The sequence below is a fragment of the Vibrio celticus genome, from assembly GCF_024347335.1.
Lineage (GTDB): Bacteria > Pseudomonadota > Gammaproteobacteria > Enterobacterales > Vibrionaceae > Vibrio > Vibrio celticus.
The window spans coordinates 1,164,396-1,189,809 of sequence record NZ_AP025464.1; the positions used below are offsets into that span (position 1 = coordinate 1,164,396).

Here is a 25,414-nt window from a genome sequence, read left to right on the forward strand (position 1 = left end):
GATTGATTTGGTCTAAAAACGGATCACCTAGTCAAAAGACTGATCACCTAGTCAAAAAGAAAGCCCGCACTCATAGAGTGCGGGCTTTTTTGTCGTTCACCGCTGATTAATGGGACTCAATACGAGCAACCATTATCAGCTCATATTCGTCTGTCTAATTTTGAAAATTACACTTCAAACTGAGACACAAGGCTATCTAGCGCTTCACACTGTTCAGCCAATGCCATACATGCATTTTCTGCGCTGCTCGCCATCTCAACCATTTGCATGGTGCTTTCAGCAATGCGTTGAACATTCTTATTCACTTCTTCAGACACTTGAGACTGTTGCGAAGCCGCCGTTGCGATTTGTGTGTTCATGTCATTCATCTTGCCGATTGAGTTTCGAATCTCACTCAATGAAGACGCTGCAGTTCCTGCTTGAACAATGGTTTTCTCGCCACTCACTTTGCTTTCAGTCATTACACCAACCGCGTGTTTAGCACCCACTTCTAAGCGTTCAATCATTGATTGGATTTCGCCAGTGCTATCTTGAGTTTTACTCGCAAGCGCACGAACTTCATCAGCCACAACCGCAAAGCCACGACCTTGTTCACCCGCTCGTGCCGCTTCAATCGCCGCATTCAATGCAAGTAGGTTAGTTTGCTCCGCAATGCCTTTGATCACACCAAGGATTGAGGCGATGTTCTTCACGTCGGTGTCCAATTCTTGAACCACACCACCCGCGTTCTCGATATCTTGCGCAAGGCGTTTAATCGAAGTCACAGTTAAGCCAAGCGTAGTATCAGCCGATTCCACTTCATTGTTTGCAACATTACTTGCGGTTGCCGCGTCTAATGCGTTACCACTCACCACTTCACTGGTTGCTTGCATTTCATGGACTGCAGCAGCGACCACTTCACTTTCTCGCTGTTGATTAGACGAGAATTCAGCAACACTTTGCGTGAGTGATTTGATGTTTTCCATCTCGCCACGTACTGCGTTCGATGTGAGAATAACTTGCTCCACGGTGACATGGATCTTGCCAACAAACTGGTTGAAAGCAGAACTTAAACGAGCAATCTCATCATTACCTTCGACCTTCATACGTTGAGACAAGTTACCGTCGCCCGATGCGATCTCATTCATCGCTTTCTCTACGTTCTGGATTGGCTGAACGATAAAGCGATTTGATAACCACATAGCGAAAAGTGCAGCGAAAACAGCAACGGCCATACCTACTTCAATGATCAACTTACTCGATTCAATAGAGTCACCGGCTTGCTGGCGAAGCTCTTTCTGTTTAAGTTCGATCAGAGTTCGAATATCACGCAGTTGAGTGCGAATGATCGCAAACTCTGCGTCAAGCGCTGGTGAGTAATCAATATTGTATTGGTCTGCGTTTGCTGGATCAGCGAACATTGGCTCGTGCAGTGCCACCCACTTGCTCATCGCGTTAACGAGCTTTGATAACTCGCCACGTGAAGATGGATCCAACACGCCCGCTTGATACAAGGTTTCGACACTTTGAAAACGAGGAACCGCTTTGTAAGCGTTGTCTTTAAATTCAAACTTTTGGTACTCGATCGCCGCTTGGTCTTTAGCAAGCAACAGACCTTGTGCCGAAGCGATAATTTGGTAGATATCTCGGTAGCCATCTTCTAGGTTATCTAGCACTGGCTGAACCACATTATTGAGCTCGTTATTAATCGCAGCTTGAGCATTTGATCTGATAACGTTGAGCACAGTGACGGTAGAAAAAACAATCACAATCACCAACAGCGGGATCGCGATTTTACTCTTAATCGAAAGATTATTGATATTCATTGGGATTAATAACCACACTTCAAATAGGGATGCGCGCGCAATATACAGCACACATATGAAATCCCGCTAAGCTTTTGTGAGCTTCATCTCATAGCAAACGATACCGTAAATTCGTGTGATGTTTTTTCAATCAAAGGTTAACTTTCGACGACTAAAATACACTCTGATTTAGACTTATTTGCTGCTGATACGCGCAAATACTGGAGAAGTGTTAGAAATAACACCATAATGTAGGGCTCTAAAATAAGTAGGTAAGAACATGAAAATTTGTGGTGTTGAAATCAAAGGTAACGATGCAGTCATCTGTCTTCTTTCTCTATCAGATGGTGTATTTAACATTCCTGATTGCCGAGTTTCTAAAGTTTCAATTAGCGACGCAAACGACACACAGAATATGAAAGACTTTCAATTCTCTTTTGCAAAGTTAATGGAAGATTACCAAGTAGATAAAGTTGTAATTCGTCAACGCCAAACTAAAGGCAAATTTGCTGGCGGTGGCTTTGGTTTCAAGCTAGAAGCGGCGATTCAACTGATCGACGGCCTAGACGTAACCGTTGTATCACCTGCTGACATCAAAGAGAGCCTTAAGCGTAACCCTCTAATGATGAAGTTCAAAGAAACTGGCCTTAAGCAATACCAAGAAGCACCGTTTACAACGGCATACGCTTGCTTGATGAAGCGCTAATCAAAAGTCGCTAGCCAATATTTGATACAGAAAGAGCCTGACTATTCAGGCTCTTTTTTGTTTCTAGTCATCAGCTTTAAGTAGAATGAGTTTTGGTATACAAACTACCGCTCTAACACTGCTCGACTGCGAGCCTTAATTAACTCGGGTTTCCTCACCACCAAATAAACCGCGGCGGCAGACAAGGCGAAACCCATTGCGCCATAGATGTCGAACGACTCACCGAAAATAAGCCAAGCTTGAATTGCTGTCGTAGGTGGTACTAAGTAAAACACCGATGCCACACTTGAAGATGCTCCATGCTCTACCATGTAAAGCAGCAATAATATGGCAACACAAGACAAAACAACCACCAACCAAATTAGAGTCAACGTGAATTCTACTGTCCAGTTCACTTGCATCGTTTCGTAACGCACTGCGAACGGCAGAAACAACGCCGCCGAAGCCAAGTATTGCACCATCGCACCGCCTACCATATCTGTCCCCTGACAAAAGCGCTTCTGATACAGAGTGCCGCAGGTAATACCCACCAAAGAAACCAAACACAATAACGTTGCCAAGCCTTTTTGGTCATCTGACTGCCATTCAATATTGCCCATCAACACCAAACTGATACCCGCAAAACCAAGCGCTAAGCCCAGCCACTGCGCGAAATTAAAACGCTGCGAAGTACAGCTGATCATAATCAATGCGGTAAGAATCGGTTGTAAGCCAACAAGTAGAGAACTCAACCCGGCGGGCATACCCATATCAATCGCCAGATAGGTACCACCAAGGTAGAAACCATGAATCAAGATGCCGACCACACTTGCGTGGAAGAATGCTCGACCACGAGGGATACGACGCTTAAGGATTGCAATCAAAACCAAGAACAGCGCCACGTTGGCTACCATCCTTAGTGAAAGTAATGTTGCGGGTTCCGCGTATTCCACACCAAGACGTGCGCCAACAAAGCCTGACGACCACAATATTACAAACACAAACGGAATCATTTTAATCAGCATTACAAACCTCTGGTCAACTCTTCATCAATGCTGTTACCTTAGTTGGGTACAGATAACTAATAAAGATACAGATATAACACTTTTAATGGTTACAGATTGAGAGTGAGCAACGGGGGAGAAAAACGTGGAAGCAGAACTCAGCGGCAATAAATACCTTGCTACCGAACAACATATTAAGGCTCAGATCGATAAAGGACTTTTTCATCCAGACGATCGCCTTCCCTCAATCCGTCAATTAAGCGAACAGCTTGGTGTGAGCAAAAATACCGTTATTCGCGCCTACCAAGAACTGGAAGCCACAGGCTGGGTTTATTCTGTACCTAAATCTGGCTATCGCGTGAAAGCGCCGAATACCACCAGTTGGGATGCATCAAGCCAACCTCAAAAAGTCGATCTGTTGTCTGTCACTAAATCGGTACTCTCTCGTCCAAAAGGTCGTCTGAAACTGTTGGCAGGCTCCGCGCATCCGAACATCAACAATCCTGCGATTCGTAGCTTATATGCCGAGATTGGCCGCCATAGCCGTTTGCAAACTCAGCTTCCCGGTTATTACCAACTCCCCCCCGGCGACGAGCAATTAGTAAAGCAATTGTTAAAGATCACCGATGATCTTGGTGTACCTGCGGGATCGAAAGAGATTGCGATTACTCATGGTGCTCAACAGGCGATCAGTTTGGCACTACGTGCGCTCACCAAGCCCGGCGACATCGTGGCGGTAGAGTCGCCCTGTTATTTCGGTAATCTACTATTACTTGAATCGCTTGGCTTGCAAGCCCTTGAAATCCCGAGCAGTGTTAGCCACGGAATCGACATTCCTTCGCTACAGAGTGCGTTGGACAAATGGGAAGTGAAAACCTTACTACTAACGCCAAACTTTACTAACCCAACCGGCTCAAGAATGCCATTGGCGAATCGAAAAGCGTTACTGGAGATTACCGGATCTTTACCAATTATCGAAGACGATGTGTTCGGTAGCTTGGCATTCGACACACCAATCGCTAGCCTCAAAGAGCTTGATGACCAAGATAGAGTCATCTACGTCAACTCACTGTCTAAAACATTAGACTCACGCTTGCGAATCGGTTGGTTACTATCGGGGCGCTACCAACCTTTGGTCGAAAAGTACCTTTTATGCGACAACATGGGCAGCTCAAACCTGATGCAATCCGCGGTGGGTCAATTTCTCACTACCGGTAAATATCGCAGCCATTTGTCTAAGATGAAGCGGCTCTACCAAACCAATCAAAAGCAATTTCAAAGCCTGTTAATACAAGCACTAGATAGCCACCCGCACCTTGTAGGGCAATACCACCTATCAAAACCGGAAGGCTCTTTTTTAAACTGGATAACACTGCCTGAATCGGTCGATAGCTACGCGGTCTATCAAGATTGTTTGAAGCATAAACTCGGGATCTTACCCGGAACAGTATTTGGCACCAACGACCAATATAAACACTGTCTGCGCTTCACTGTCGCCAACATTGAAGAGACCAAAGAGTGGAAAGAAGGGGTTGTAACACTAGCGAAGATAATCGCTAGGCACGTACGTTAGATTACCTTTTTAATTCTCCATTCAGGCCAAACAACAAAGCCCCACTCAACTGAGCGGGGCTTTCATAATTCTCATATCTTGAATTGCTTAAATACGATGGTTAGTTAAATGCGATTAACCTTGCCAAGCGAACTGTTCAAATACTTTGTCTACGGGCGTTTTAGCAACGTGGTTTACGTAGTTGCTGATCACTTTCTGAGACAGGCCAAGAATCACTTCTAACACTTGTTGCTGACCGTAGCCCGCGTCGAAGAATGCTGACATTTCACTTTCAGGTACATTGCCGCGGTTACGCACCATGCTCAGCGTAAAGTCATGCAGTGCTTGCAGCTTTTCAGTGGGTAGAGCCTTGCGATTACGCAGTGCTTCGATGATTGCAGGATCAACCTTCATTGAATGTGCAATGCCAGTGTGTGCAGGAACACAGTAGTGACACTCGTGTTCAACGTTAATGGTTTGCCAAACAACCGTTAGCTCTTCAGCATCGAAAGATGAGTCACTAAACGCTTGATGAAGCTGAGTGTAAGCCTTAAGTGTGTTTGGAGATTCAGCCAACACACCAAACAAGCCCGGCACTCTGTCCATCTGCTTTTTAGCGCCTTCAAGAATAGGTTGGCTTTGCTCTGGCGCGGATTCTACTGAGTGAATTTTGAAGTTGCTCATTGCTCTATCCCTATCAATTTACGGTTCTAAAGTTATTCAATCACGGAGTAATTAATGAATGTTCTCCGTTGGTGTAAAAACAATATAGATCAAACAAGAACGATCGTTCAAGTACCATTTTGAACAGTTGTTCAATTTATACATTGAAGCCAGAAGAATGTCTTTGTTCATAACAAGAAAGCCCAGCAGGCAACACCTGATGGGCTTTCTCTTTTTCTCAATTTTTTTGCAAGCGGCTACCAATATTCTGCGTGGGCCAAGCCTTTAACGCAGTTCGACTTGCCACTTGTTACTTTAATTTCACCACCAGTCAACGATTGAGCTAACCAACCGTGAGAGAAACTCAATTCAAAGGGCGCTGGGAGCTGCTCAACGGTAATTTTCCCAAAGCCCACTTTTGAATAGTAATCAGGATCACCGTACGTCACTGCAAGCTCAACACCTTGTTCAGTCAGAACCTGCAAACCGAAGTTAATCAGTTGCTGACCAATACCACGCTTTTGCACCTGAGTGCTCACCGCCACTGGCGAAAGCAAATATGCCTTGGTTTCATCATCAAATGAAAGCGGCGTAAAGATAATCGCGCCCACAATAGTGCTATCCGTATCCGACTCACTAGAATCGTCTTCAGCAACAAAGCAAAGTAGCTCTGTCGGAGCTGTAGTCGTTAAAAGATCGTAGGCAAGTTTACCCACTGTTTTACCTTCGTTCTCGCCTTCTGAATCCGTAAAGGTTTGAGTGAAAACTTGAGTGATCGTTTCGATTTCGTTTGAATTATATTGCCTAAATTTCATGCTGTTACTCACTTACTTTAACTTCTTAAGCACAAAGAACTGATAATCAAAATCACGTTGATCAGAAACTTTAGAAGGCTGTTGACCCAAACCGTTCTTTGATGTGCTGCTATCGAAAAATTGTTTAACTTCATTGTCGCAATCGACGAGCGCTTTTGAGTTCAGCATCGTTGCTTTAAGCGCTTCTATTCGCTTTTGAAAGGGCTGGTAATACGCAAGCCAACCAGCGTCACTCATTGCAAAGTGATCCAAAACTTCATAACCCGCTGCTTTTGCCTGTTTAATACGCTCGGAAACCGTCGTCATGTCTGGGTACTCTTTCTGCCAGAACGCTTTGCTCGATTCGTTAGGTTGTTCGGTATTCCACACCAAATCATTAACGACCAATATGCCGTCATCACTGAGTAAATTTCGCCACTGCTTTAGCGCCTTTTCAACACCCATGATGTAAGCGCTGCCTTCCGACCAAATTAGGTCAAACGACTTAGCTTCAAACGGCAGATCCATCATGCTCGCGCACACGGTTTGGACGTTGCTTTTTAAGCCAAGAGCCTGTGCTTGCTGAGTCAGAACATCTAAACACGGTTGATCATTATCTACCGCCGTTATTTGCACATCCACTTGATGTTCTACTAAGGCTTTCGCTAACACAGAGGTGGCAATGCCTTTACCACAACCGATCTCAAGCACATGTTTGGGAGAAACTGGAACTTGTGCCAGCGCCTCTAAAGTATCTTCCGTTGTTCCTGGTCCTAAACGCTGCAAACCCTCAAAGATCACCTCAAAATCCGCCATGTAATGGTCATGATCGTTCATATCTTTTGAAAGCCATTTCAGTCGCAGTGCTTGCTTCTCATCAAAGCCTTGCTTAATGAGCCAATCGAGATGCGCATCAGGCGCCACCTTGTCCATCGATTCATGCCAATCTTGCAAACCACTCTCGCCTAACAGGGCCGATAAAAGATCTCTCGAACGCTGTTTCTGAGCGATCTCTTCATCCAATTGTTCGAGTCGGTTTTGTAACAAGGAGCGGTCAACCTTGGCATCCAAACACGCCTGACACTCTTTCAACGTCAGTCCACCCGCTTGTAACTGCTGCAACAATCTCACACGCTGCAAGTCGCGTTCGGAATAACTTCGATAACCATTGCTGGTACGTTGAGCTTCAATCAAACCCAACTTTCCATAGTACAAAAGCGTTGAACGGCTCAGGCCAACGAGCTCCGCTAATTCAGATATGCGATACATCCACTTCTCCCTCATTTCAGTAGTAAAGATAAACTATGAAGTTGTAGTCGGGTCAACAGAATTTTCGACACTTTTCTCGTTCTTTACCTATTTACCTTCAAATTGTTCAAGCGATCTGAGCGTGTCTTTTACCCATAGAACGGTTAGTCATCGACATTGCCTGAACGGGATTCAGGAAAGGAGAGGTATTAAACTTGATGAATTGAAAACAATTAGCTAATAAACATACTTCTTTTTAACCGAATTTTGCCAATTTCTAAATCATTCAATAATGGACGAACGTTAACTAAACGATAAATAAACTCACCGAGTGAATGTTTAAATCAACCACTCATATCCACCATAAATCCCTGCTTAAATTTTTTAGAGAAATTCAAAATTTATTATAAATTAACCCCTAACTTTACTGAGTATTTTGTTAGTCTTGGAAACAATTATTTACAATCCAAACAAAAATTAATTGGATCGCTTGAGGTTGTTTTTCTTGAATATGAAATTATTCGGCAGTTCCCTAATCCTTTCGGGAACGGCATTAGGGGCTGGCATGTTAGCTATCCCAATGGTGTTGGCTCAATTTGGCTTCATGATCAGCTCTGTGCTGATGCTACTTATCTTTATCGGCACCACTTACTCTGCACTCCTACTGGCAGAAGCGTGTACTAAAACCAAAGACAACAGTGGCATGAGCAGTGTTGCTTACCTCACTCTGGGTAGCAAAGGTAAACACTTTATCAATGCACTCTTTTACCTGCTGCTAGTATGCATGTTGATCGCTTATATCTTGGGTGTCGGTGACATCATTCATAAGCTACTGCTCGATGTGGGTGTCGATGTATCAGCATCCGTTGCGTATACCATTTTCAGCCTATTGATGGGCGCTATCGTCGTCTCAGGCAAGTCTTATATCGACAAACTGAATCGCGGGCTATTCATCTTGATGGTCGTGATGTTGTTTATCGTTATTGCATCCTTGTTTAGCAACATTCGCCTTGATTACCTAACTCAAACCAGCCAATACACGGCCAACGACGTGGTGCAATACAGCGCAGTTATCTTTACTAGCTTTGCCTCTATGGTGGTGATCCCGTCACTGGTTATCTACAACCGTGAAGCAACTCAAAAGCAGATCCGCAATATGATTCTGCTAGGCTCAGTGATTCCATTAATTTGCTACCTAACTTGGTTATTCGCGATTATCGGCAACCTTGGCACAGACGCGATCAGCCAGTTCCACAATATCTCTGAGTTGATCTCTGCATTCAGCGGCCAATCTGCTTGGTTGAAAGTGGTGATTGCGCTGTTCTCTGCTTTAGCCTTGGTGACTTCTTTCCTCGGCGTATCGATGGCGCTTTACGACCAAAACAAAGACGCGGTGACCAACAACAAAGCGTTGGCTTATGCGCTGACCTTCATCTTACCTTTGGTATTAGCAGAGCTATTCGCGAGCCAATTTGTAAGCATGCTGGACTATGCAGGCATGGTGCTAGTGTTCCTAGCTATCTGGGGCCCACTCGCAATGGTGGTTAAGGTTCGTAGACCTGACTTCCCTCACCTGCAAACTGAAGGCAGCTACACAGCAGCCGGCGGCGACACGGCACTAATGGCAACATTCGGCTTTGGTGCGTTGATTTTCGTGTCTTGGTTTATGGGGTAGATCCCAATTGAATGGACGATCTGTTGCCATTTAGAAGACAGCAGATACAAATAGCCCGTTAGTCCTGCTATTAAAAGTAGAGACTAACGGGCATTTTATTTCTTATTGGAGTGCTTGCTAGTTAGCTCTTAAACGTACTCGCAATATCTTTCAATGAAGCTGCTAACTGAGCTTGTTCTTTGGCTGTTGCAGCTATTTGCGTTGCACCTGTCGTAGATTCTGTCGACTTCTGCTCTACTGCCATCACGTTCTGAGCGATGTCTTGAGTCACTACCGCTTGCTCTTCGGTTGCGGTTGCGATCTGCTCAGTCATGCTAAAGATCTCGCTTACCGATGCTGAGATACCTTGTAAGGTGTGCTCCACCTCTTTTGAATCCTCAACCGCTTTAGACGACATCTTCTTGCTGTTATCAATCACATTAAACGCGGTTTGCACATCAGACTGTAGCGAGCTGATGAAACCTTCAATTTCAGCTGTCGATTGCTGAGTACGCTGTGCTAGCGTGCGAACTTCATCGGCGACGACGGCGAAACCACGGCCTTGCTCACCCGCACGAGCCGCTTCAATTGCCGCGTTCAACGCAAGTAAGTTGGTTTGTTCTGCTACCGACTTAATCACATCAATCACACTGTTAATGTTGTTGCTGCTTTCGTGTAGGTGCGTGATCTTTTCAGCTAGATCATTAATTTCAGATGCCAGTTTCTCGATCGAGTGGTAAGAGTCTTGGACTGTGCTCAAACCTTCTTGAGACTGCTCATCGACCAGTTTAGCGGAACTTGCTGTCTGCTGAGTTTTAGCCGCCACCTCATTTACCGTAGCCGATAGCTCTTCTGTCGCCGTTGCAACCAAGCCAATTTGGTCTTGTTGTTGCACTAGCGTGTTCGAATTGTAGTGACAGGTTTGTGAGGTTTCTTCAGCGGCAGAAGCCAAGGTCAAACTCGATTGAGACAAGTTATCGATGACATTCGAAAACTTCTCTAAGGTTTCGTTGAGTGCCGAAGAGATCAGTCCAAGCTCACTGTTGCCAACGAACTTAGCGCGAACTGTTAAGTCGTTGTCATTACGAACCTTAGACAACATCACTGTAAGGTCTTTTACTCTCATCGTTAGGTCGCTGATCGCTTTAAAGCTCACAAAAGTCGCAAATAACGTAATCAAAGCAAATAGACTAATACTCATCATCATCGCAGACTGCGCCTGTGACATCTTTTTCTCAGTCAATGCAATCAGTGACTCAGCAAGGTGGTTTTCTGTTTTCTTTAGCTGAACAATACGAGCGGTAGATTGAGAGAACCAGTACACAGGGTCGACATCAAAGCCACTCATCTTAGATTCAGCCAAACTACGAAGTTTTTCTACTTCTGCTATAGAGCGATCGTTTAATTGTTGCTCAAAGAAACGAACGTTCGCTGGGTTGCTCAACACTTCAAAATTCGAAAAGTAGGTATTTTGCTCTGTCACCAAAGAGATGAATTTAACCAACATGCCTGGGCCAAATTCATTTTTAGAGAAGGTATTATTTAGGACAGCACGCTCGATACCTGCTCGCTCTTTACCTTGTAAAAAGTTGTAGTAAGCGATGGTTTCAGTGGTGATGGCAGCATCAGAGCTAAGCTCAGCAATTAACGCCGATACGCTCAGCAGTTTTGCATTGAGTTTGGTGTAGTAACCCAAAGCTTCAGACAGAGGAATCGATTGAGAATCGACTCGATTTCGAATAGAAGTAATTTGATTTAGGCTTTGGCTTATTTCAGTGTTCAGCCGAGTGATCTGCGGTAAATCGATTTCAGCAGATTGCCAGTATTCGGTTTTCAGATTACGTCTATTATCTGCACTGGCTCTTTGTGCACGTAGTTCACTGACAAACTTAGTGCCCTGTGAGCCGATAAACCCAGCCGTCATTCCACGCTCTTTTTGTAACTCATGCACAAGTTCACTGTACACAACCGACAAACGGGTAAGTTGGTTTAATGAAGACAATTCACTGGTGGTTTCTACGCCTTTGGATATCGCAGAAACACTGAGCCAGAGAAACCCTAAGATCGGTAAAATAAGCAAAGCGATGATTTTTTGCTTAAAAGACATATCGGTTAATTTCATTTTTATTTCCTAGCGGCTAACGAATCTTTATTTGTCGTGTAATTAGACACACTTCTAAAACGGTGTACCTTTACTGAGATCATAATAATATTTAGTTTTATCAATTACCGTGCCATAACGGACGGTAATCAATAACGCTAGCATTTAACTTTACTGAACTCATTGACTTGTCTATAAAACTGTTAGCTATGCAACTTTATAAAACACAAAAAATGTGCAACAACATTTTCCCGACGCAAGTGACTGAAAAATGACAGCTTTTAATAACCCTAAAGAGGTACATGCTCACCCTTTGTCCCCTTATTCGTCGCTACATATTCAGCGCCAACTATGTATAATGCCGGGCTCAAAAAGTTACGAATTCAATTAACGTAGAAGCATAATTAGAGGTTTTTATGGACTGTCCCGCTTGCGAAGAACACATTGGATGGGAATGGGTAGAAGAAGCAGCAATCGAACCCAATGAAGAATTCGATTGTCCAGAGTGCGAAGCAACATTGATGTACACCATCGATGAAGGCACCTACTACGGCGCTCAGCACAAGACCGTAGGAGTTATTGATGATTAAGAGATTTCCTGATGATCGAGACGTTTTATTAAATCTTTTATGTTCTAAGCCTGTGCAAAGCAGGCAAACACACCTTTACTAGAACGGGCGTTCAGCATAAAATATTGAACATATGTTCAGATTAATGAAGTTGATGTTATGGCCAAGACCGCGAAGTTCGATAGACAAGACGTAGTAGATAAAGCAACGAACCTGTATTGGGAAAAGGGCTTTCACGCGACATCTATGCGTAACCTGCAAGATGTGATTGATATGCGTCCGGGTAGCATCTACGCGACGTTTGGCAGCAAAGAAGGTCTGTTTAAAGAGACGCTTGCTCGCTATACCGAACTTGGCATCCTCAATCTGAACCGTTTCCGCAGCGAAACAGATTCTCCGATCAAAGCACTCGAAAGCTTCGTAAAACGTGCGGTGGTCGAATCAAAACAAAGTTCGCCAAATGGCATGTGTATGCTAGCGAAAACAGTCGCAGAACTGACTGATGAACATGCAGAATTATTGGAAGAAGCGAAGAAATCACTGAAGATCATGGAAGGTGAGTTCGCTAAGCTGATTGCCGAAGCTCAAGAGCTAGGTGAGATCAGTAAAGAGCGAGAACCGACTCAACTTGCTCGACATGTTCAAGTTCAGATCGCAGGCCTGCGTACCTACGCGAAAACCTGTGACGACATCGATTTACTTAACTCAATGGTTGAAGACGTATTTAAGTATCATCCTTTCTAAAAGCTGAGCTTATTTAGAAGCCATACAAAAAGACTCCACGGTTAGCCAAAGGCTAGAGCGGAGTCTTTTTAGTTTTGATCCAGTTAACTTTATAGATGATTAACTTTGTAGTTTAAGGATTACACCTTTCTCATGATCAGCGCCTGCGCATTGAGCATCGCCTCTTTGGTGCTGACATCTAGCGTTTTCACGTTCGTAAAGCGCTCGACTTCTTTAATCGCCACATCGTGAGCGAAAATCACCAACCTCGCCCTTTCAATGTCTTTTGGTGTGATGCGATTACCAATCCCGTTAGCACCTTGTGTTTCGACTTTAATCCGAACCCCAAGATGATGCGCCGCCTTTTCCAGAGACTTGGCAGCTAGGAAAGTGTGGGCAACACCAGATGGACAAGAAGTGATTGCGAGTACATCAGCTTGCCCTTCTTCCGTCACCGAACCACCAGCAAACTGGTTGGAACTCGTCTCGCCTTCGACCACATTCTTTTTCAGCAGTATCACGATAAAAGCCGTGGTGAGCGCCCCTGCGAATGTGCCAATGATGTAGCCAATTTTTCCGTCAACCACAGGCAAAACAATCCAGCCACCCCATGGTGCATGATTTACCACATGGAACATAAAGCCAACTACGTTACCGACAATACCACCAGCCACGACAGCAGGCAGTACACGTGCAGGGTCGGCGGCAGCAAATGGAATCGCACCTTCACTGATGCCGATCATTCCCATGATGCCTGCGGCTTTTCCGGCTTCGCGTTCGTCGCGTTTAAACTTCTTCGGCGATATAAAAGTCGCGAGAGCCATGCCGAGTGGTGGTGTACAAATCGCAATGCCGACGCCTCCCATCAACCAAGGCTGGGTGTTCACTTGAGTTTGAGCAAACAACGTAGCAACCTTGTTGATTGGGCCGCCCATATCAAAAGCCGTCATCGCACCTAAAATACTGCCGAGCACCATTTTTCCTGAGCCTGCCATGCCAGTCAGCATTTGGTTCATCTCTAGCATCACTTGAGCTATCGGTGAGCCAATCACCCACATCACCGCACCACAGGTCACGAAGGTGCCGACTAATGGATAGATGAAGATCGAGCTCAGCGAGATCATGCTGTCTGGCAGCTTGATCTTCTTGAGTAGATTAACCACAAAGCCCGCGAAGAAGCCGACCACAATCGCACCGAGGAATCCGGTATTGTATTGATTGACCGCGACCCAAGAACCAATCATGCCGGGTGCTAAACCCGGTTTGTCGGCCATTGAATACGCGATGTAGCCACCGAGCACCGCAGTAAACAGAGTTAAGCCCGCGATGCCCATCTGTGCGATGTCTGCTAACACACCACTTTCAGGTACTGCGCCATGACCAGACATCATCACCGACAAAGACAAAAGCACACCACCTGCAACCACGAAAGGAATCATATGTGAGGTGCCGTATAACAAGTGTTCTTTAAGGCGATTAAGAGATTGTGCCCAAGGGCTGAGTGGCTCGACATACACTTCATGATGGCTAGAGGCGTAACTATCGAAAGGTTCAAAATTGGCTTCGAGAAACAGCTCTTGAGCTTCCCCGACGGACTCCACTGCCTTTAATTTTGTAACAAAGCCATCTTCGATAAGTCTGGTCGAAATCTGAGCTAGTACCTCGATATGGTGGTCGTCGTGGTTGTCTGGTGAAGCGAGCATGAAGAACACGTCCGACAGTTCGCCGCCGTCTGCACCATAATCGATACCAGACCTGCTGATACCTACAGCGACAGCAGGTTTAGCTACGGCAGTACTTTTCGCGTGTGGAATCGCAATACCATCGTCAAAACCTGTATTACCGATGGCTTCACGCTTCCAGATATCATCAAGGAATTCACGTTTATTAGAGAGCTTACCGGCACGGTCGAGCAGTTCAACAAGCTCTTCAAATACCGCCTGTTTTGAGTCTGCTTGTAAATCCAAACAGATAATCTCGGGCTCGATAATGTTGGTGATATCCATATGCTGCTCTGCCTCGCCTGATTTCAGACTGAAGTAATTAGTGTCTGTTAACCAAAGTGATAAGGTTAATAAGATGAAAAGATTAACGGTGTGAAGGCACTCAATATATAGGACGAAAGGTGCATTAACTGGATTATTGTAACCAAGAACTCAGAGTGTGACTTTCACCTTGGAATAAAAAACGCCAATCCATAAAATCCACAGACCCCATAACAATATCGTCCCTCCCCTTGCGAGCTTTCTATGCTGGATTTCCCATGCAAGATAGCTTTTGCAAAGTAGCTTCTGAAAGGTAGCTTATGTAACGTAACAGGGACGAGATTAAGCCGAGAATAATAATGAGAATTGTAGCGGTAACTGCGTGCCCTACAGGCATTGCGCATACTTATATGGCAGCTGATGCTCTAAATAAAACAGCCCCTAAGTTCAACGTTTCAATCAAGGTTGAGACGCAAGGCGCTATGGGTATAGAAAACTTACTGACAGCCCAAGATATTACCCTCGCAGACAAAGTGTTGATCGTCTCTGATATCGACATTGAACAGCCAAGCCGCTTCGACCCAGCTAAAACCTTATTCATTCCAATGGAAGAAGTGTTGTTGAGTGTCGATAAAGTCTTTATTAAGCATTGTCGAACTTAAACTTTTCATGAATGAATATCAGATTACCTTCTTCGTTAACGATCCTGCCGCAAACTCACATGTCGCGCAGCCGCTGACTCGCTTAGCGAAGAAGTTCAAAAGCAACATCCGCATTATCAACATCACTCAAAATCGAACCGCTGATCTATCCAAATCCGTCGCGATGCTGCAAGTAGGTTTACTTCGTGGTGATTTGTGTCAGATAACCGCGGTCGGTATTGATGCAGAGCTGGCCTGTTTCGTTCTCAAAGATGTAATTGCCGAGCATTACGACATGGTTGGCTCACAAGTGAACCATGAATTCTCTAGCGATTTAATCCAGCGAATGCCACAGATATGCCCACCTTGTGACATCAAGTGGCACCACGCCAAGGCGCAAACTCAACTGACCAAATTTGAGTGCTTGAAAGGGCTCGCTCACCTTGTTTACCCAGAGGACCCAGATGAACTGATTCTGGCATTTATTAAGCGAGAAGAACGCTCTTCAACCTGCGTGTCACCGGGTATTGCACTGCCGCATGTGATGTTTGAATCGACTCAAGATCTCTCGATTGCGGTTATCGTCAGTGACGACCCGATTGACTGGGCATCACGTATCGGCGAAGTGCATGTAGCCATTGCTCTTGTTCTGCCAACCAAGCCACAGCGTGAACACATTGTGGCGGCGACCAACCTAACCAGAAACCTGCTTCACGATCAGGTCAATGAGCGTCTGCAAAAGACCCGAAGCAGTGTCGACCTACAAGCTCTGTTGATGTATATCTCGTCACGCCTGATTTAGTTCTTCAAATAACTTGGGGCTAGATTGAACCACGATATTCGGTCGGCGTTCTTCCTGTGCGATTCTTAAACACGCGACAGAAGTAGTTCACATCCTTAAAGCCGCAACGTAGTGCCACTTCATTGAGCTTGAAGTTGTACTTTTTGAGCATGAACTTAGCGCGGTCGACTCGAACACGGGTGATGTATTCTGCCAGCGTCATGTGGCCTTGTTGACGGAACATTCGCGACAAATGATTGGATGAAATGCTAAAGCGTGAGGCAATGCTGTCTCGGGTGATTTGGCGATGGAAGTTCTCTTGAATGTAGATACAGATCCCTTGATACACATCCTGCACTCGGCTGTGAGTTTTTTCTACGGGCGCTTCCAGCATGGTTTTACTGTATTGCAGCAGAGCTTGCAGCAATAACTCGTCCATAGGCTGCTTGTTACTCTCTCTCGCTAGCGAGCTGAGCGCCTCCAAGATGTTATCAATCGCAAACCCAGAGCGAGTCTGAATACTGTGCTTTTGAATATCGTAAAAGCTCTCCTCGCCTTTGCGCTTACTCACCAAACTTAAACCCAGCTGACGACGACCAAACAACATACTCAACACTGAGCAGTCAGTATCCCAGTTAGGTTTATTCCAGCAGTTGGGTGGGATGAAAATAGCGTCTCCGGCTTTGGCAATAACGTTAGTGATCTTGCGATCATGACTCTCCATTTCATTAATATACTCTCCTTCTAGCACCAGCTCTAAGCGCGGAAAGTTCACCTGATAACTGCACGCTGAAGGTGTATGAAAATCTCCAGAAAACCAGATGTTATGAAACGGTTCTCGCTCATTTAACACCGACGAGATTAAGTCATGAAATATCATTATTCGAACTCTTATAAGCAGCAATAAGGCTACCGGAATAGATATACCTGTAACTGAAACATAGCGCTATTGAGCAAAATCACAATTTGAGATCTAGGTTACAAAAATCCAGTCTTAGAAATAAATCTCCAGTGGAGAAATCGATTAGGCACGTAATTTCCCAGATAACAAAACACGCTGTAGCCCTTATAAATAAAAGCTTTAAAGCACGACAAATCTTGTCAACACAGGGCTAAAAACGCCCGTTAGACCGATCAAAATCACACTCCACTTATAACGCAACAATCATCCAGTAAATGCATTTTTTCTTCACTACAGAAGGCAAGCCGTAGATTCCAGAATACCCCTAACAAAATAAAAACAGAGTAGGGGTTCATTATGATCACGACATTGATCAATCAAGATTTGATTAAGCTTTCGCTTAGCGCTAATTCAAAAGAAGACGTATTTAAAGAGCTGATAGACGTGCTTTACGCACAAGGCAGAATCTCAGACAAAGCACAGTTTCTTACCGACATTAAGGCTCGTGAAGAACAAGGTAATACCGGATTTGAAGAAGGTATTGCTCTGCCACACGCGAAAAGCGCTGCGGTCATCAAACCCGCGGTTGTTATCGGTGTCCATCAACAAGGTATCGAGTACGGCGCCGATGACGGTCAGCCATCAAAACTATTTTTCATGATTGCCTCTCCTGATGGCGGCGATAATCACCACATCGAAGTACTGGCAGAGCTTTCTTCAAAACTGATCGAAGAAGGCTTTATTGAAAGCTTCATGAATGCTCAATCTGAACAAGAAGCATTAGAACTACTGCTTAGCATACCTGAGCCTTCAGAAACGGAAAACAACGTTGAGAAACAAGGCTTCATCATTGGTGTGACAGGCTGCCCAGCTGGCGTTGCACACACTTATTTGGCAGCTGAAGCGCTAGAGAAAGGCGCAGCGGCTCTTGGCTATGACATCAAGGTCGAAACCAACGGTTCTATTGGCGTTAAAAACAGCCCAACTCAACAAGAGATCGAACGCGCAGATGCGATTGTTGTGACTTGTGACAAACAGGTAGACATGGCTCGCTTTGCCGGAAAACGCGTTATCAGCACCAACGTAAAAGCACCAATCAAAGACGCGCAAGGCTTGATTCAGCAAGCGCTCAATGCACCTAGCTACCAAGCTGAACAAGCACCGACCAACCAATCTGTTGCAGAGAAAGCATCACAAGCGCGTTCTGACCTTTATCGTTACTTGATGAATGGCGTGTCACACATGATCCCATTCGTGGTGACTGGCGGCCTATTGATTGCCCTAGCCTTAGCGATTGGCGGTGAGCCAAGTGAATCAGGCATGGCGATTCCTGCTGGCAGCATGTGGAACCAAATTCTAGAAGTCGGTGTGGTTGCCTTCACTCTGATGATCCCAATCTTGGCTGGCTACATTGCTTACGCGATTGCTGACCGCCCTGCCCTAACCCCTGGCCTTATCGGTGGTTGGATTGCTAACAACGGTTCTTTCTATGGCGCTGACGCAGGTACAGGCTTCATTGGCGCAATTATCGCAGGTCTATTAGTGGGTTACTTCGTTAAATGGATTACTTCGTTTAACTACCACAAATTCGTTCAACCACTTGTGCCTATCATGATCGCTCCGATCACTGGCTCTTTGTTCATCGCGGGTCTGTTCATCTTTGTTATCGGTGCACCTATCGCTGGGCTGATGGATGCGCTTACTGCACTACTAACGAGCATGAGTACAGGCAACGTGGTTCTGCTTGGCATAGTCCTTGGTGGCATGGCCGGTTTCGATATGGGCGGTCCGTTCAACAAGGTGGCGTTCCTATTCTCGGTCGGCATGATTGCCAGCGGTCAAACTCAATTCATGGGTGCAATGGCGTGTGCAATTCCTGTCGCTCCATTAGGTATGGCTATCGCGACCAGACTTGGCCGTAAGTTCGACCTGTTCGAATCATCTGAAATTGAAGCAGGCAAAGCAGCAGGCGCGATGGGCTTAGTGGGTATCTCTGAAGGTGCGATTCCTTTCGCAGCTCAGGACCCAATGTCGGTTATCCCAGCCAACGTACTCGGCTCAATGACTGCAGCGGTTATGGCGTTCTCATTCGGCATCACCAACAGCGTTGCTCACGGTGGTCCAGTTGTGGCTCTACTAGGCGCAATGAATTACCCAATGCTGGCACTGCTGTGCATGGCATCTGGTGCGGGCGTGACTGCGGTTACTTGTATCGCGCTTAAAAATCTACGCAAAGCCAAGCTAACAACAGCAGCGGCTTAAGCCATTTCAACTCCAATGGCTTGAGCCCCTCTACTCTCCTTTTTTAGTCGCTAATACTTTAGTTGCTAGTTTTTTACTAATGAGTAAGTCGAATAGAGCTCAAGCCATGTTTCCCTTCATGGTGATTTCGATGTCTGATTTTTCTTTAGCGAACGACTCGTTCGTACAACGCTTTTTCTACCCTATGACCAACGTGATTCAAAACTACGCATGGGGTAGCCCTTCTTCGTTCAGCCAACTTTTTGGTATTGATAACCAATCTGGTGAGCCACAAGCGGAGATCTGGATGGGCGCTCACCCTAATGGTTGTTCGATGGTGACCGATAATGGTCAGCAAACCACATTGTCGAACCTGATTTCGAAGAACCTAAACCTGTTTTTAAGCGAGAAAGTCGCAAGTCGTTTTGGTGAACTGCCATATCTGTTCAAGGTGTTAGCAGCAGAGAAAGCGCTGTCTGTTCAAGTTCACCCGAACAAGCAGCAAGCGGAATCTGGCTATGCTCTTGAAGAACAGCAAGGCATTCCGATGACGGCCGGCAACCGCAACTACAAGGATCCCAATCACAAGCCAGAGCTAGTGTATGCATTAACCGACTACACCGCGATGAACGGTTTTAGGTCTATCAACGAGATCCTTGAACACTTCCACTATCTCGATATTCCAGAGCTGCATTCGATGGTCAATGACCTAGCGGGCGACCAAACGCCCAATGGATTAGCGAGCTTCTTCGCGAGCTTATTGTCTTTACAAGGCGAACAAAAAGGCATGGCGCTGACTATGTTACTGATGAAGGCCAAGCTTTCAGATACACCTGTGTTTCAGTTGATTTCAGAACTGGAAGCTCAATACCCAGGTGATGTCGGCTTGTTCGCTCCGCTGCTATTGAACGTGATCACCTTAAAGCCGGGGCAAGCCATGTATCTAGATGCCGAGACTCCCCACGCTTACATCAAGGGTACAGGCTTAGAAATCATGGCGAACTCAGACAATGTGCTGCGTGCCGGGTTAACGCCTAAGTACATGGACGTGAACGAACTGGTTTCTTGTACTCGATTCAATCAAAAGCCTGCGGATAGGCTACTGCTCAGCCCGATAGAGCAAGGTGATGTGATGGAATATCAAATTCCAGTCGAAGATTTTAAGTTCTCTATCGTGCAGAACTCACATCAACGACAGATCACTACCGAAGGTGCCGAGATCCTATTGCCGCTCGACGAATCTATGGTGCTCACTCACCAATGCGGCGAAACCTGCGTAATTGAGAAAGGCCAATCTGTATTCATTCCCGCTTACGCTGAAAGTTACAAACTGGATTGCGTTGGACGCGTAGCGCGCGCTTACAGCTAGCTCTATCAAGTAAATCTAGCTCTCCCGAGTAGATACAAACATTGATCATGCCCTGCTTTGCGGGGCATTTTTGTTCCTACAGAAAGTTATTTCAACATCGAAGTACACCATCAAATATGACTCATCTCACACTGGATGAATGATGCAAATCACACTTAATTTTGCTTGGTACAAATGTACAGTGAAGGGCTTTTATTTGCTATTTCGCGAATCGGGTTAATCCATTAATTTTAATTCAAGAACTTCAATAGTGAATGAGTTAATAAATGATCACACAGCTAACTAACGTCAACTTAATTAATAACAACCTTCAAGCGAATAATAAAAAAGAATTGTTTGAAGAATTGGTAGGCATGTTATTTGAGAACAACCGAATCAGTAATAAAGAAGCCTTCTTGGCAGACATCGAAATTCGTGAATCTCAAAGCATCACCTCGATGGACGGCATCGCTTACCCACACTCAAAAAGCAAGGCGGTAACTGAGCCAGCAATCGCTGTCGGTGTTAAGCGTGAAGGCATTGAGTATGGCGATGAAGACGGCATCAACCCAACCGTGTTTTTTATGATTGCCTCACCAGATAACGGTGCAGACCATCATATTTATGTACTACAAGAACTATTTGGAAAATTCAGCGATGAATTTATTCAAGATATCCATAACGCAAAAGACGAACAACAAATCCTTAATATTTTAATTAATTCATAAGGCGTAGAAAATTATGAGCACCCTAACAACTCAAGCTACGAATACCAGTAGTAATTCTAATAACAAAAACAGTAGTAGCTACTTTAAAAAAATCCTTAGCACCATGAAAGGCCATCTGCTTTTCGGAACCTCACACATGCTACCTTTCATCGTAGCCGGTGGTGTTCTGTTGGCGTTAGCAGTTATGGCATCAGGCAAAGGCGCTGTACCTGCAGACGGCCTGCTAGCAGACATCTCTAATATCGGTATCAAAGGCCTTGTTCTTTTCCCAATCATTCTTGGCGGCTTTATTGGTTACTCAATTGCAGATAAACCAGCACTGGCACCTGCGATGATCTCTTCTGGCATCATGGCTGACATGGGCGGCGGCTTCCTTGGTTGTATCGTGGCTGGCTTTATCGCCGGTGGCGTGGTGTTCCAACTTAAGAAGATCCCGCTTTCTACCAACATGACTGCGCTAGGTGCTTACTTCATCTACCCGCTTCTAGGCACGTTAATCTCTGCCGGCATCGTACTGTGGGGCATTGGTGAGCCAATCAAACTGTTCATGTCTTCAATGAACGAGTTCCTAGCTTCAATGGCTGGCGCGTCTAAGATGGTTCTGGGCACAATCCTTGGTGGTATGACGGCGTTTGATATGGGCGGCCCTATCAACAAAGTAGCGACCCTATTTGCTCAAACTCAAGTAGACACACAACCATGGCTAATGGGCGGCGTAGGCATCGCGATTTGTACACCACCTCTAGGCATGGCATTGGCGACTTTCCTATTCAAAAACAAGTTCTCTAAACAGGAGCAAGAAGCAGGTAAAGCAGCAGCAATCATGGGTTCTATCGGTATCTCTGAAGGTGCTATCCCATTCGCAGCGAATGACCCAATGCGCGTACTCCCGTCAATCGTTGCCGGTGGCATCGTGGGCTGTGTGTTCGGCTTCATGACAGACGTTCTACTGCACGCACCATGGGGCGGCCTAATCACTGCGCCAGTATCAAGCAACATTCCAATGTACGTCGTCGGTATTGCGCTAGGTTCACTGACAACAGCGGTTATCGTTGGTTTCTGGAAACCTGTAGCGGTTGAAACCGAAGAAGACATGGTTGAAGCGCCAGTACAAGCTCAAGCAGCACCTGTAGCAGGCGAAGGCGAGTACGACATCGTAGCCGTAACATGTTGCCCTTCTGGTGTTGCACACACCTTCATGGCAGCGAAAGCACTGGAAAAAGCAGGCTTAGCAGCAGGCCTTAAGATTAAGGTAGAAACTCAAGGTCAAAACGGTATTCAGAACCGCATCAGCGACCTAGATGTAGCGAACGCGAAGCTAGTTATCTTGGCTCACGATATTCAAGTGAAAGACGCTCACCGCTTTGCTAACGCGAACGTGATTGAGTGTTCAACCAAGGAAGCAATGAAGAAAGCCGCGACTATGGTGGCTATCTAAAAGAATCAATAAATTAGTGAATGCTCACTATTGATAAAGTAACTACCCCCTAGTAACTAAAATCCCCATTCGTCTAGTCAACGAATGGGGATTTGTTTATAGTTAGGCCAACAGCATCCTTCTCGATACAAGTCATCTGTATCTCTGTCGCCTAGATGAAAAAGTATTAAGTTATGTTGTTGAACATGGTTCTATTTCAGAGGTGAGACTTTCTTTCAACTGTTTATATGGCATCGGGTAGCCCAGATAATAACCTTGAGCTTGTTCGCAATTTAACGTTTTCAAAATTGACAGTTGCTGAGCATTTTCAACCCCTTCAGCCACTACATTAATGCCAAACCCTCGCGCTATATCAATGATACCAGACGTTATAGCTCTCGAACGATAATCATCTTCTAACCCACTGATGTAACTGCGATCGACTTTGATTTCATCTACATCCAATTTGCTAAATATACCAAAAGACGTGTAGCCAACACCGAAATCATCTATCGAAAAGGATACCCCTTGTTTTTTTAACTTCTGAACAGCGATTGCACACTGATCTATATCTTTCAAAATAGCGGTTTCAGTGATTTCAAGACAAAGTAAGCGAGCAAACTCGGGATCCTTTCGTAGATATTCATCCAGATGGTTCATGTCATCAACGCTATTTAGCTCTACCGCTGAAATATTGACCGAGACACTATTAAGCGCATTCCCTAACAAGCCATTAGCCCTAAGTTGTGACGCAGTCTTCTCTAGAACTAACGCAGTCAAATCACGACAAAAATGATTCTCTTCTGCTAGCGCGACAAAGATATCCGGTGAAACGACACCATAGTACTCATGCGTCCAACGAGACAACACCTCCACGCCAGCAACAAATTTACTTTCAATGTTGAATTTAGGCTGAAACACAATATCAATCGCTTTGTCATCAATCGCTTTACGTAATTCTTGCACCATTTCTTGTCGTTGACGTTCAAGCTCAGTGAGTTTTGGGTCATGAAATTCAATCGTGTCCTTGCTTTTCTTTGCTTCAGTTAAGGCGTGGGTTGCTGATGCCATGAGTTGCTTGGCATTATTCCCATCCGAGGGGAATAGAGCAGCGCCAATACAACAAGTGGCGTGAATATCATAACGATAAGCACACTGGTTAAATCTACGATGTACGAGAGCAATGTAGGATTCAATATCTTCCTTATCATCGAGTTTGACTAAACATGCGAAACCATCGGAATGTACCCGTGACGAAAGTGGTTGATGCTCAATAGGAAGTTCAATGGATCGTGCAATGTCTTTTAAAAATGAATTTGTATTTTCGAATCCGATCTGGTCAGCGACAGATTTGAAGTTATCAATGTCTAATAAGAAGAGGACATAATGGTCACTGGCTTGAGAATTTTTCAGTCTTTTATTTAAATATCGGTAAAAAACTGATGGGCTATGAAGCCCGGTGACACTATCAAGATCGTTGGCGCTCTCTAAATCGCGATTATTTTTCCGAACCATTACCCATAACAAAGCAGACGTTAGAATGATAAATACCAGACCCTTGACTGTCTGTGCTAAGGCGTGTTCACGCAAGTCATTTGATAATGATTCAACCGCGAGATCAGAAAATAAAACCCATAAAGATGACAGTATTAGGTAGCTGAATACTATGCTGGCCGGATATCTTTTTGTCTTGTTCATCGTTAGCTGCTATCTCTCAGTCTAATGTGTCATGACTTATATGTTATAAATTGCTCATAACGTAGCACCAACATAAATCGCAATCTACCGCTCGCGTTTTTATTTTTGACTTTTATTTACCGATTTTCGTCATCACTTTGCACGACGAAAGCCTTTTAGGGCTAAACATGCCAAAAACAATTTGTGTGGATGTTGGCTCTTAGTCAAACTAAGAGCTGCCGATCGCTTTTGTTGATGCCGGGTATGACTCTTCAATCACAATTGTATTTCGTCCTTTTAGCTTTGCTTGATAAAGCGCGCGATCGCACAGTCTTTCCACTTTTCATTTTCTGATAGCAAGCTAATACCAAAACTAGACTTAATTGTTAGAGTTGGTTGTTGCTCAAGTTTGATCTTCTAAATTGCTGAGCGTAATTTATCTGAAAGGGTTGCACACCAGTTGCCAATGTTCTTGAAACAATCGCTCGCAATAAGTGTCTTCGCTTTCGACCTTGCCGTTAGTCAGTTCGATATCGACATTCAGGCAAGGGTTGGTTGATGGCCAGTCCACCAACTGAATATCGAGCCTGATAAAGGGTATTTCTTATAGAAGGATGGCAGGCGAGAAAAGCTTGTAAACTTTTGAGCTGTTGGCTAACCGCCGCTTGCGTGACACAAAGCTCTCGGGCAGCCGCGCCAATGGAACCAAGACGAGCAACAGCTTCGAACGCAACAAAAGCGCGTAGAGGGAGTAACATGGCTTCACCTGATTGAAATAAAAGTGAAAAATACTTCAATCAGGTTTCAGTTTTTTGCGGTTCCAGTTACAGATTAATGACGAAGGGACGTTGATCAGATATTTATGATCAACGTCCCTTTTCTTCTATTTCATATTATTATGCGAAATGCCAGAACTCG

At 44.9% G+C, this 25,414-nt stretch carries 20 protein-coding genes and 2 pseudogenes; 11 read left to right on the plus strand and 11 right to left on the minus strand.

What is annotated here, in order from left to right; all coding sequences use genetic code 11:
- Positions 1 to 167: 167 nt before the first annotated feature.
- Positions 168 to 1,805: a methyl-accepting chemotaxis protein gene (locus OCV19_RS21170; RefSeq protein WP_065675279.1), complete on the minus strand. Its 1,638-nt coding sequence runs from the start codon at positions 1,803 to 1,805 to the stop codon at positions 168 to 170.
- Between the two features lie 259 nt (positions 1,806 to 2,064).
- On the opposite strand from OCV19_RS21170, the gene OCV19_RS21175 reads away from it, so the two are divergent.
- Positions 2,065 to 2,490, plus strand: coding sequence for a DUF3010 family protein (locus OCV19_RS21175; RefSeq protein WP_017069797.1), 426 nt, complete (start codon positions 2,065 to 2,067; stop codon positions 2,488 to 2,490).
- Positions 2,491 to 2,594: 104 nt separating this feature from the next.
- On the opposite strand, the gene OCV19_RS21180 is transcribed toward OCV19_RS21175, so the two are convergent.
- A complete protein-coding gene (locus OCV19_RS21180) occupies positions 2,595 to 3,494 on the minus strand; it encodes a DMT family transporter (protein WP_065675280.1) in 900 nt (299 codons plus the stop codon).
- Between the two features lie 124 nt (positions 3,495 to 3,618).
- Here OCV19_RS21180 and OCV19_RS21185 point away from each other — a divergent pair, with 124 nt between their 5' ends.
- On the plus strand, positions 3,619 to 5,046 hold the full coding sequence (locus tag OCV19_RS21185) for an aminotransferase-like domain-containing protein (RefSeq protein ID WP_065675281.1): 1,428 nt from the start codon (positions 3,619 to 3,621) through the stop codon (positions 5,044 to 5,046).
- A gap of 114 nt (positions 5,047 to 5,160) precedes the next feature.
- Here the strand turns inward: OCV19_RS21185 and OCV19_RS21190 are convergent, their stop codons facing one another.
- The 3 genes from OCV19_RS21190 to OCV19_RS21200 all read right to left on the minus strand — a co-directional run bounded on the left by OCV19_RS21190 (position 5,161) and on the right by OCV19_RS21200 (position 7,751).
- The gene (locus tag OCV19_RS21190; protein WP_065675282.1) at positions 5,161 to 5,709 is read right to left on the minus strand and encodes a carboxymuconolactone decarboxylase family protein; all 549 of its coding nucleotides are present in this window, start codon (positions 5,707 to 5,709) and stop codon (positions 5,161 to 5,163) included.
- A 236-nt stretch (positions 5,710 to 5,945) separates the two neighbouring features.
- Complete coding sequence (locus OCV19_RS21195) at positions 5,946 to 6,515, minus strand: GNAT family N-acetyltransferase (RefSeq protein ID WP_065675283.1); 570 nt, start codon at positions 6,513 to 6,515, stop codon at positions 5,946 to 5,948.
- Positions 6,516 to 7,751 (minus strand): MerR family transcriptional regulator, encoded by a 1,236-nt coding sequence (locus tag OCV19_RS21200; RefSeq protein ID WP_065675284.1) that lies wholly within the window; start codon positions 7,749 to 7,751, stop codon positions 6,516 to 6,518.
- Positions 7,752 to 8,241: 490 nt separating this feature from the next.
- Between OCV19_RS21200 and OCV19_RS21205 the strand changes: the two genes are divergently transcribed.
- Complete coding sequence (locus OCV19_RS21205) at positions 8,242 to 9,405, plus strand: amino acid permease (RefSeq protein ID WP_017061663.1); 1,164 nt, start codon at positions 8,242 to 8,244, stop codon at positions 9,403 to 9,405.
- 121 nt (positions 9,406 to 9,526) lie between these two features.
- Here the strand turns inward: OCV19_RS21205 and OCV19_RS21210 are convergent, their stop codons facing one another.
- Positions 9,527 to 11,506 (minus strand): methyl-accepting chemotaxis protein, encoded by a 1,980-nt coding sequence (locus tag OCV19_RS21210; protein WP_065675285.1) that lies wholly within the window; start codon positions 11,504 to 11,506, stop codon positions 9,527 to 9,529.
- A 395-nt stretch (positions 11,507 to 11,901) separates the two neighbouring features.
- On the opposite strand from OCV19_RS21210, the gene OCV19_RS21215 reads away from it, so the two are divergent.
- Positions 11,902 to 12,075, plus strand: coding sequence for a hypothetical protein (locus tag OCV19_RS21215; RefSeq protein WP_086738286.1), 174 nt, complete (start codon positions 11,902 to 11,904; stop codon positions 12,073 to 12,075).
- A 138-nt stretch (positions 12,076 to 12,213) separates the two neighbouring features.
- Positions 12,214 to 12,798 (plus strand): TetR/AcrR family transcriptional regulator, encoded by a 585-nt coding sequence (locus tag OCV19_RS21220; protein ID WP_016790791.1) that lies wholly within the window; start codon positions 12,214 to 12,216, stop codon positions 12,796 to 12,798.
- A gap of 119 nt (positions 12,799 to 12,917) precedes the next feature.
- On the opposite strand, the gene OCV19_RS21225 is transcribed toward OCV19_RS21220, so the two are convergent.
- Positions 12,918 to 14,783: a fructose-specific PTS transporter subunit EIIC gene (locus OCV19_RS21225; protein ID WP_065675286.1), complete on the minus strand. Its 1,866-nt coding sequence runs from the start codon at positions 14,781 to 14,783 to the stop codon at positions 12,918 to 12,920.
- 338 nt (positions 14,784 to 15,121) lie between these two features.
- Between OCV19_RS21225 and OCV19_RS21230 the strand changes: the two genes are divergently transcribed.
- The gene (locus OCV19_RS21230; protein ID WP_017069788.1) at positions 15,122 to 15,424 is read left to right on the plus strand and encodes a PTS fructose transporter subunit IIB; all 303 of its coding nucleotides are present in this window, start codon (positions 15,122 to 15,124) and stop codon (positions 15,422 to 15,424) included.
- A gap of 7 nt (positions 15,425 to 15,431) precedes the next feature.
- The gene (locus OCV19_RS21235) at positions 15,432 to 16,205 is read left to right on the plus strand and encodes a PTS sugar transporter subunit IIA (RefSeq protein ID WP_017061657.1); all 774 of its coding nucleotides are present in this window, start codon (positions 15,432 to 15,434) and stop codon (positions 16,203 to 16,205) included.
- 19 nt (positions 16,206 to 16,224) lie between these two features.
- Here the strand turns inward: OCV19_RS21235 and OCV19_RS21240 are convergent, their stop codons facing one another.
- Positions 16,225 to 17,064: a helix-turn-helix domain-containing protein gene (locus tag OCV19_RS21240; RefSeq protein WP_065675287.1), complete on the minus strand. Its 840-nt coding sequence runs from the start codon at positions 17,062 to 17,064 to the stop codon at positions 16,225 to 16,227.
- A 378-nt stretch (positions 17,065 to 17,442) separates the two neighbouring features.
- On the opposite strand from OCV19_RS21240, the gene OCV19_RS21245 reads away from it, so the two are divergent.
- The 4 genes from OCV19_RS21245 (at position 17,443) to OCV19_RS21260 (ending at position 22,840) form a co-directional block, all read left to right on the plus strand.
- A complete protein-coding gene (locus OCV19_RS21245; protein WP_065675288.1) occupies positions 17,443 to 19,347 on the plus strand; it encodes a PTS fructose transporter subunit IIABC in 1,905 nt (634 codons plus the stop codon).
- A 130-nt stretch (positions 19,348 to 19,477) separates the two neighbouring features.
- Complete coding sequence (manA, locus tag OCV19_RS21250; protein ID WP_065675289.1) at positions 19,478 to 20,695, plus strand: mannose-6-phosphate isomerase, class I; 1,218 nt, start codon at positions 19,478 to 19,480, stop codon at positions 20,693 to 20,695.
- Between the two features lie 266 nt (positions 20,696 to 20,961).
- Positions 20,962 to 21,402, plus strand: coding sequence for a PTS sugar transporter subunit IIA (locus tag OCV19_RS21255; RefSeq protein WP_065675290.1), 441 nt, complete (start codon positions 20,962 to 20,964; stop codon positions 21,400 to 21,402).
- A 13-nt stretch (positions 21,403 to 21,415) separates the two neighbouring features.
- Positions 21,416 to 22,840, plus strand: a complete 1,425-nt coding sequence (locus tag OCV19_RS21260) for a fructose-specific PTS transporter subunit EIIC (RefSeq protein ID WP_065675291.1) — start codon at positions 21,416 to 21,418, stop codon at positions 22,838 to 22,840.
- 171 nt (positions 22,841 to 23,011) lie between these two features.
- Here OCV19_RS21260 and OCV19_RS21265 read toward each other — a convergent pair whose 3' ends face one another.
- The 3 genes and pseudogenes from OCV19_RS21265 to OCV19_RS24930 all read right to left on the minus strand — a co-directional run.
- Positions 23,012 to 24,517: a putative bifunctional diguanylate cyclase/phosphodiesterase gene (locus OCV19_RS21265; RefSeq protein ID WP_065675292.1), complete on the minus strand. Its 1,506-nt coding sequence runs from the start codon at positions 24,515 to 24,517 to the stop codon at positions 23,012 to 23,014.
- 208 nt (positions 24,518 to 24,725) lie between these two features.
- Positions 24,726 to 24,949, minus strand: a pseudogene (locus OCV19_RS24925) (GGDEF domain-containing protein); the annotation flags it as partial.
- Positions 24,942 to 25,254 (minus strand): annotated as a pseudogene (locus tag OCV19_RS24930) (LysR family transcriptional regulator); the annotation flags it as partial. The pseudogenes OCV19_RS24930 and OCV19_RS24925, both read right to left, overlap by 8 nt.
- Between the last annotated feature and the right edge of the window lie 160 nt (positions 25,255 to 25,414).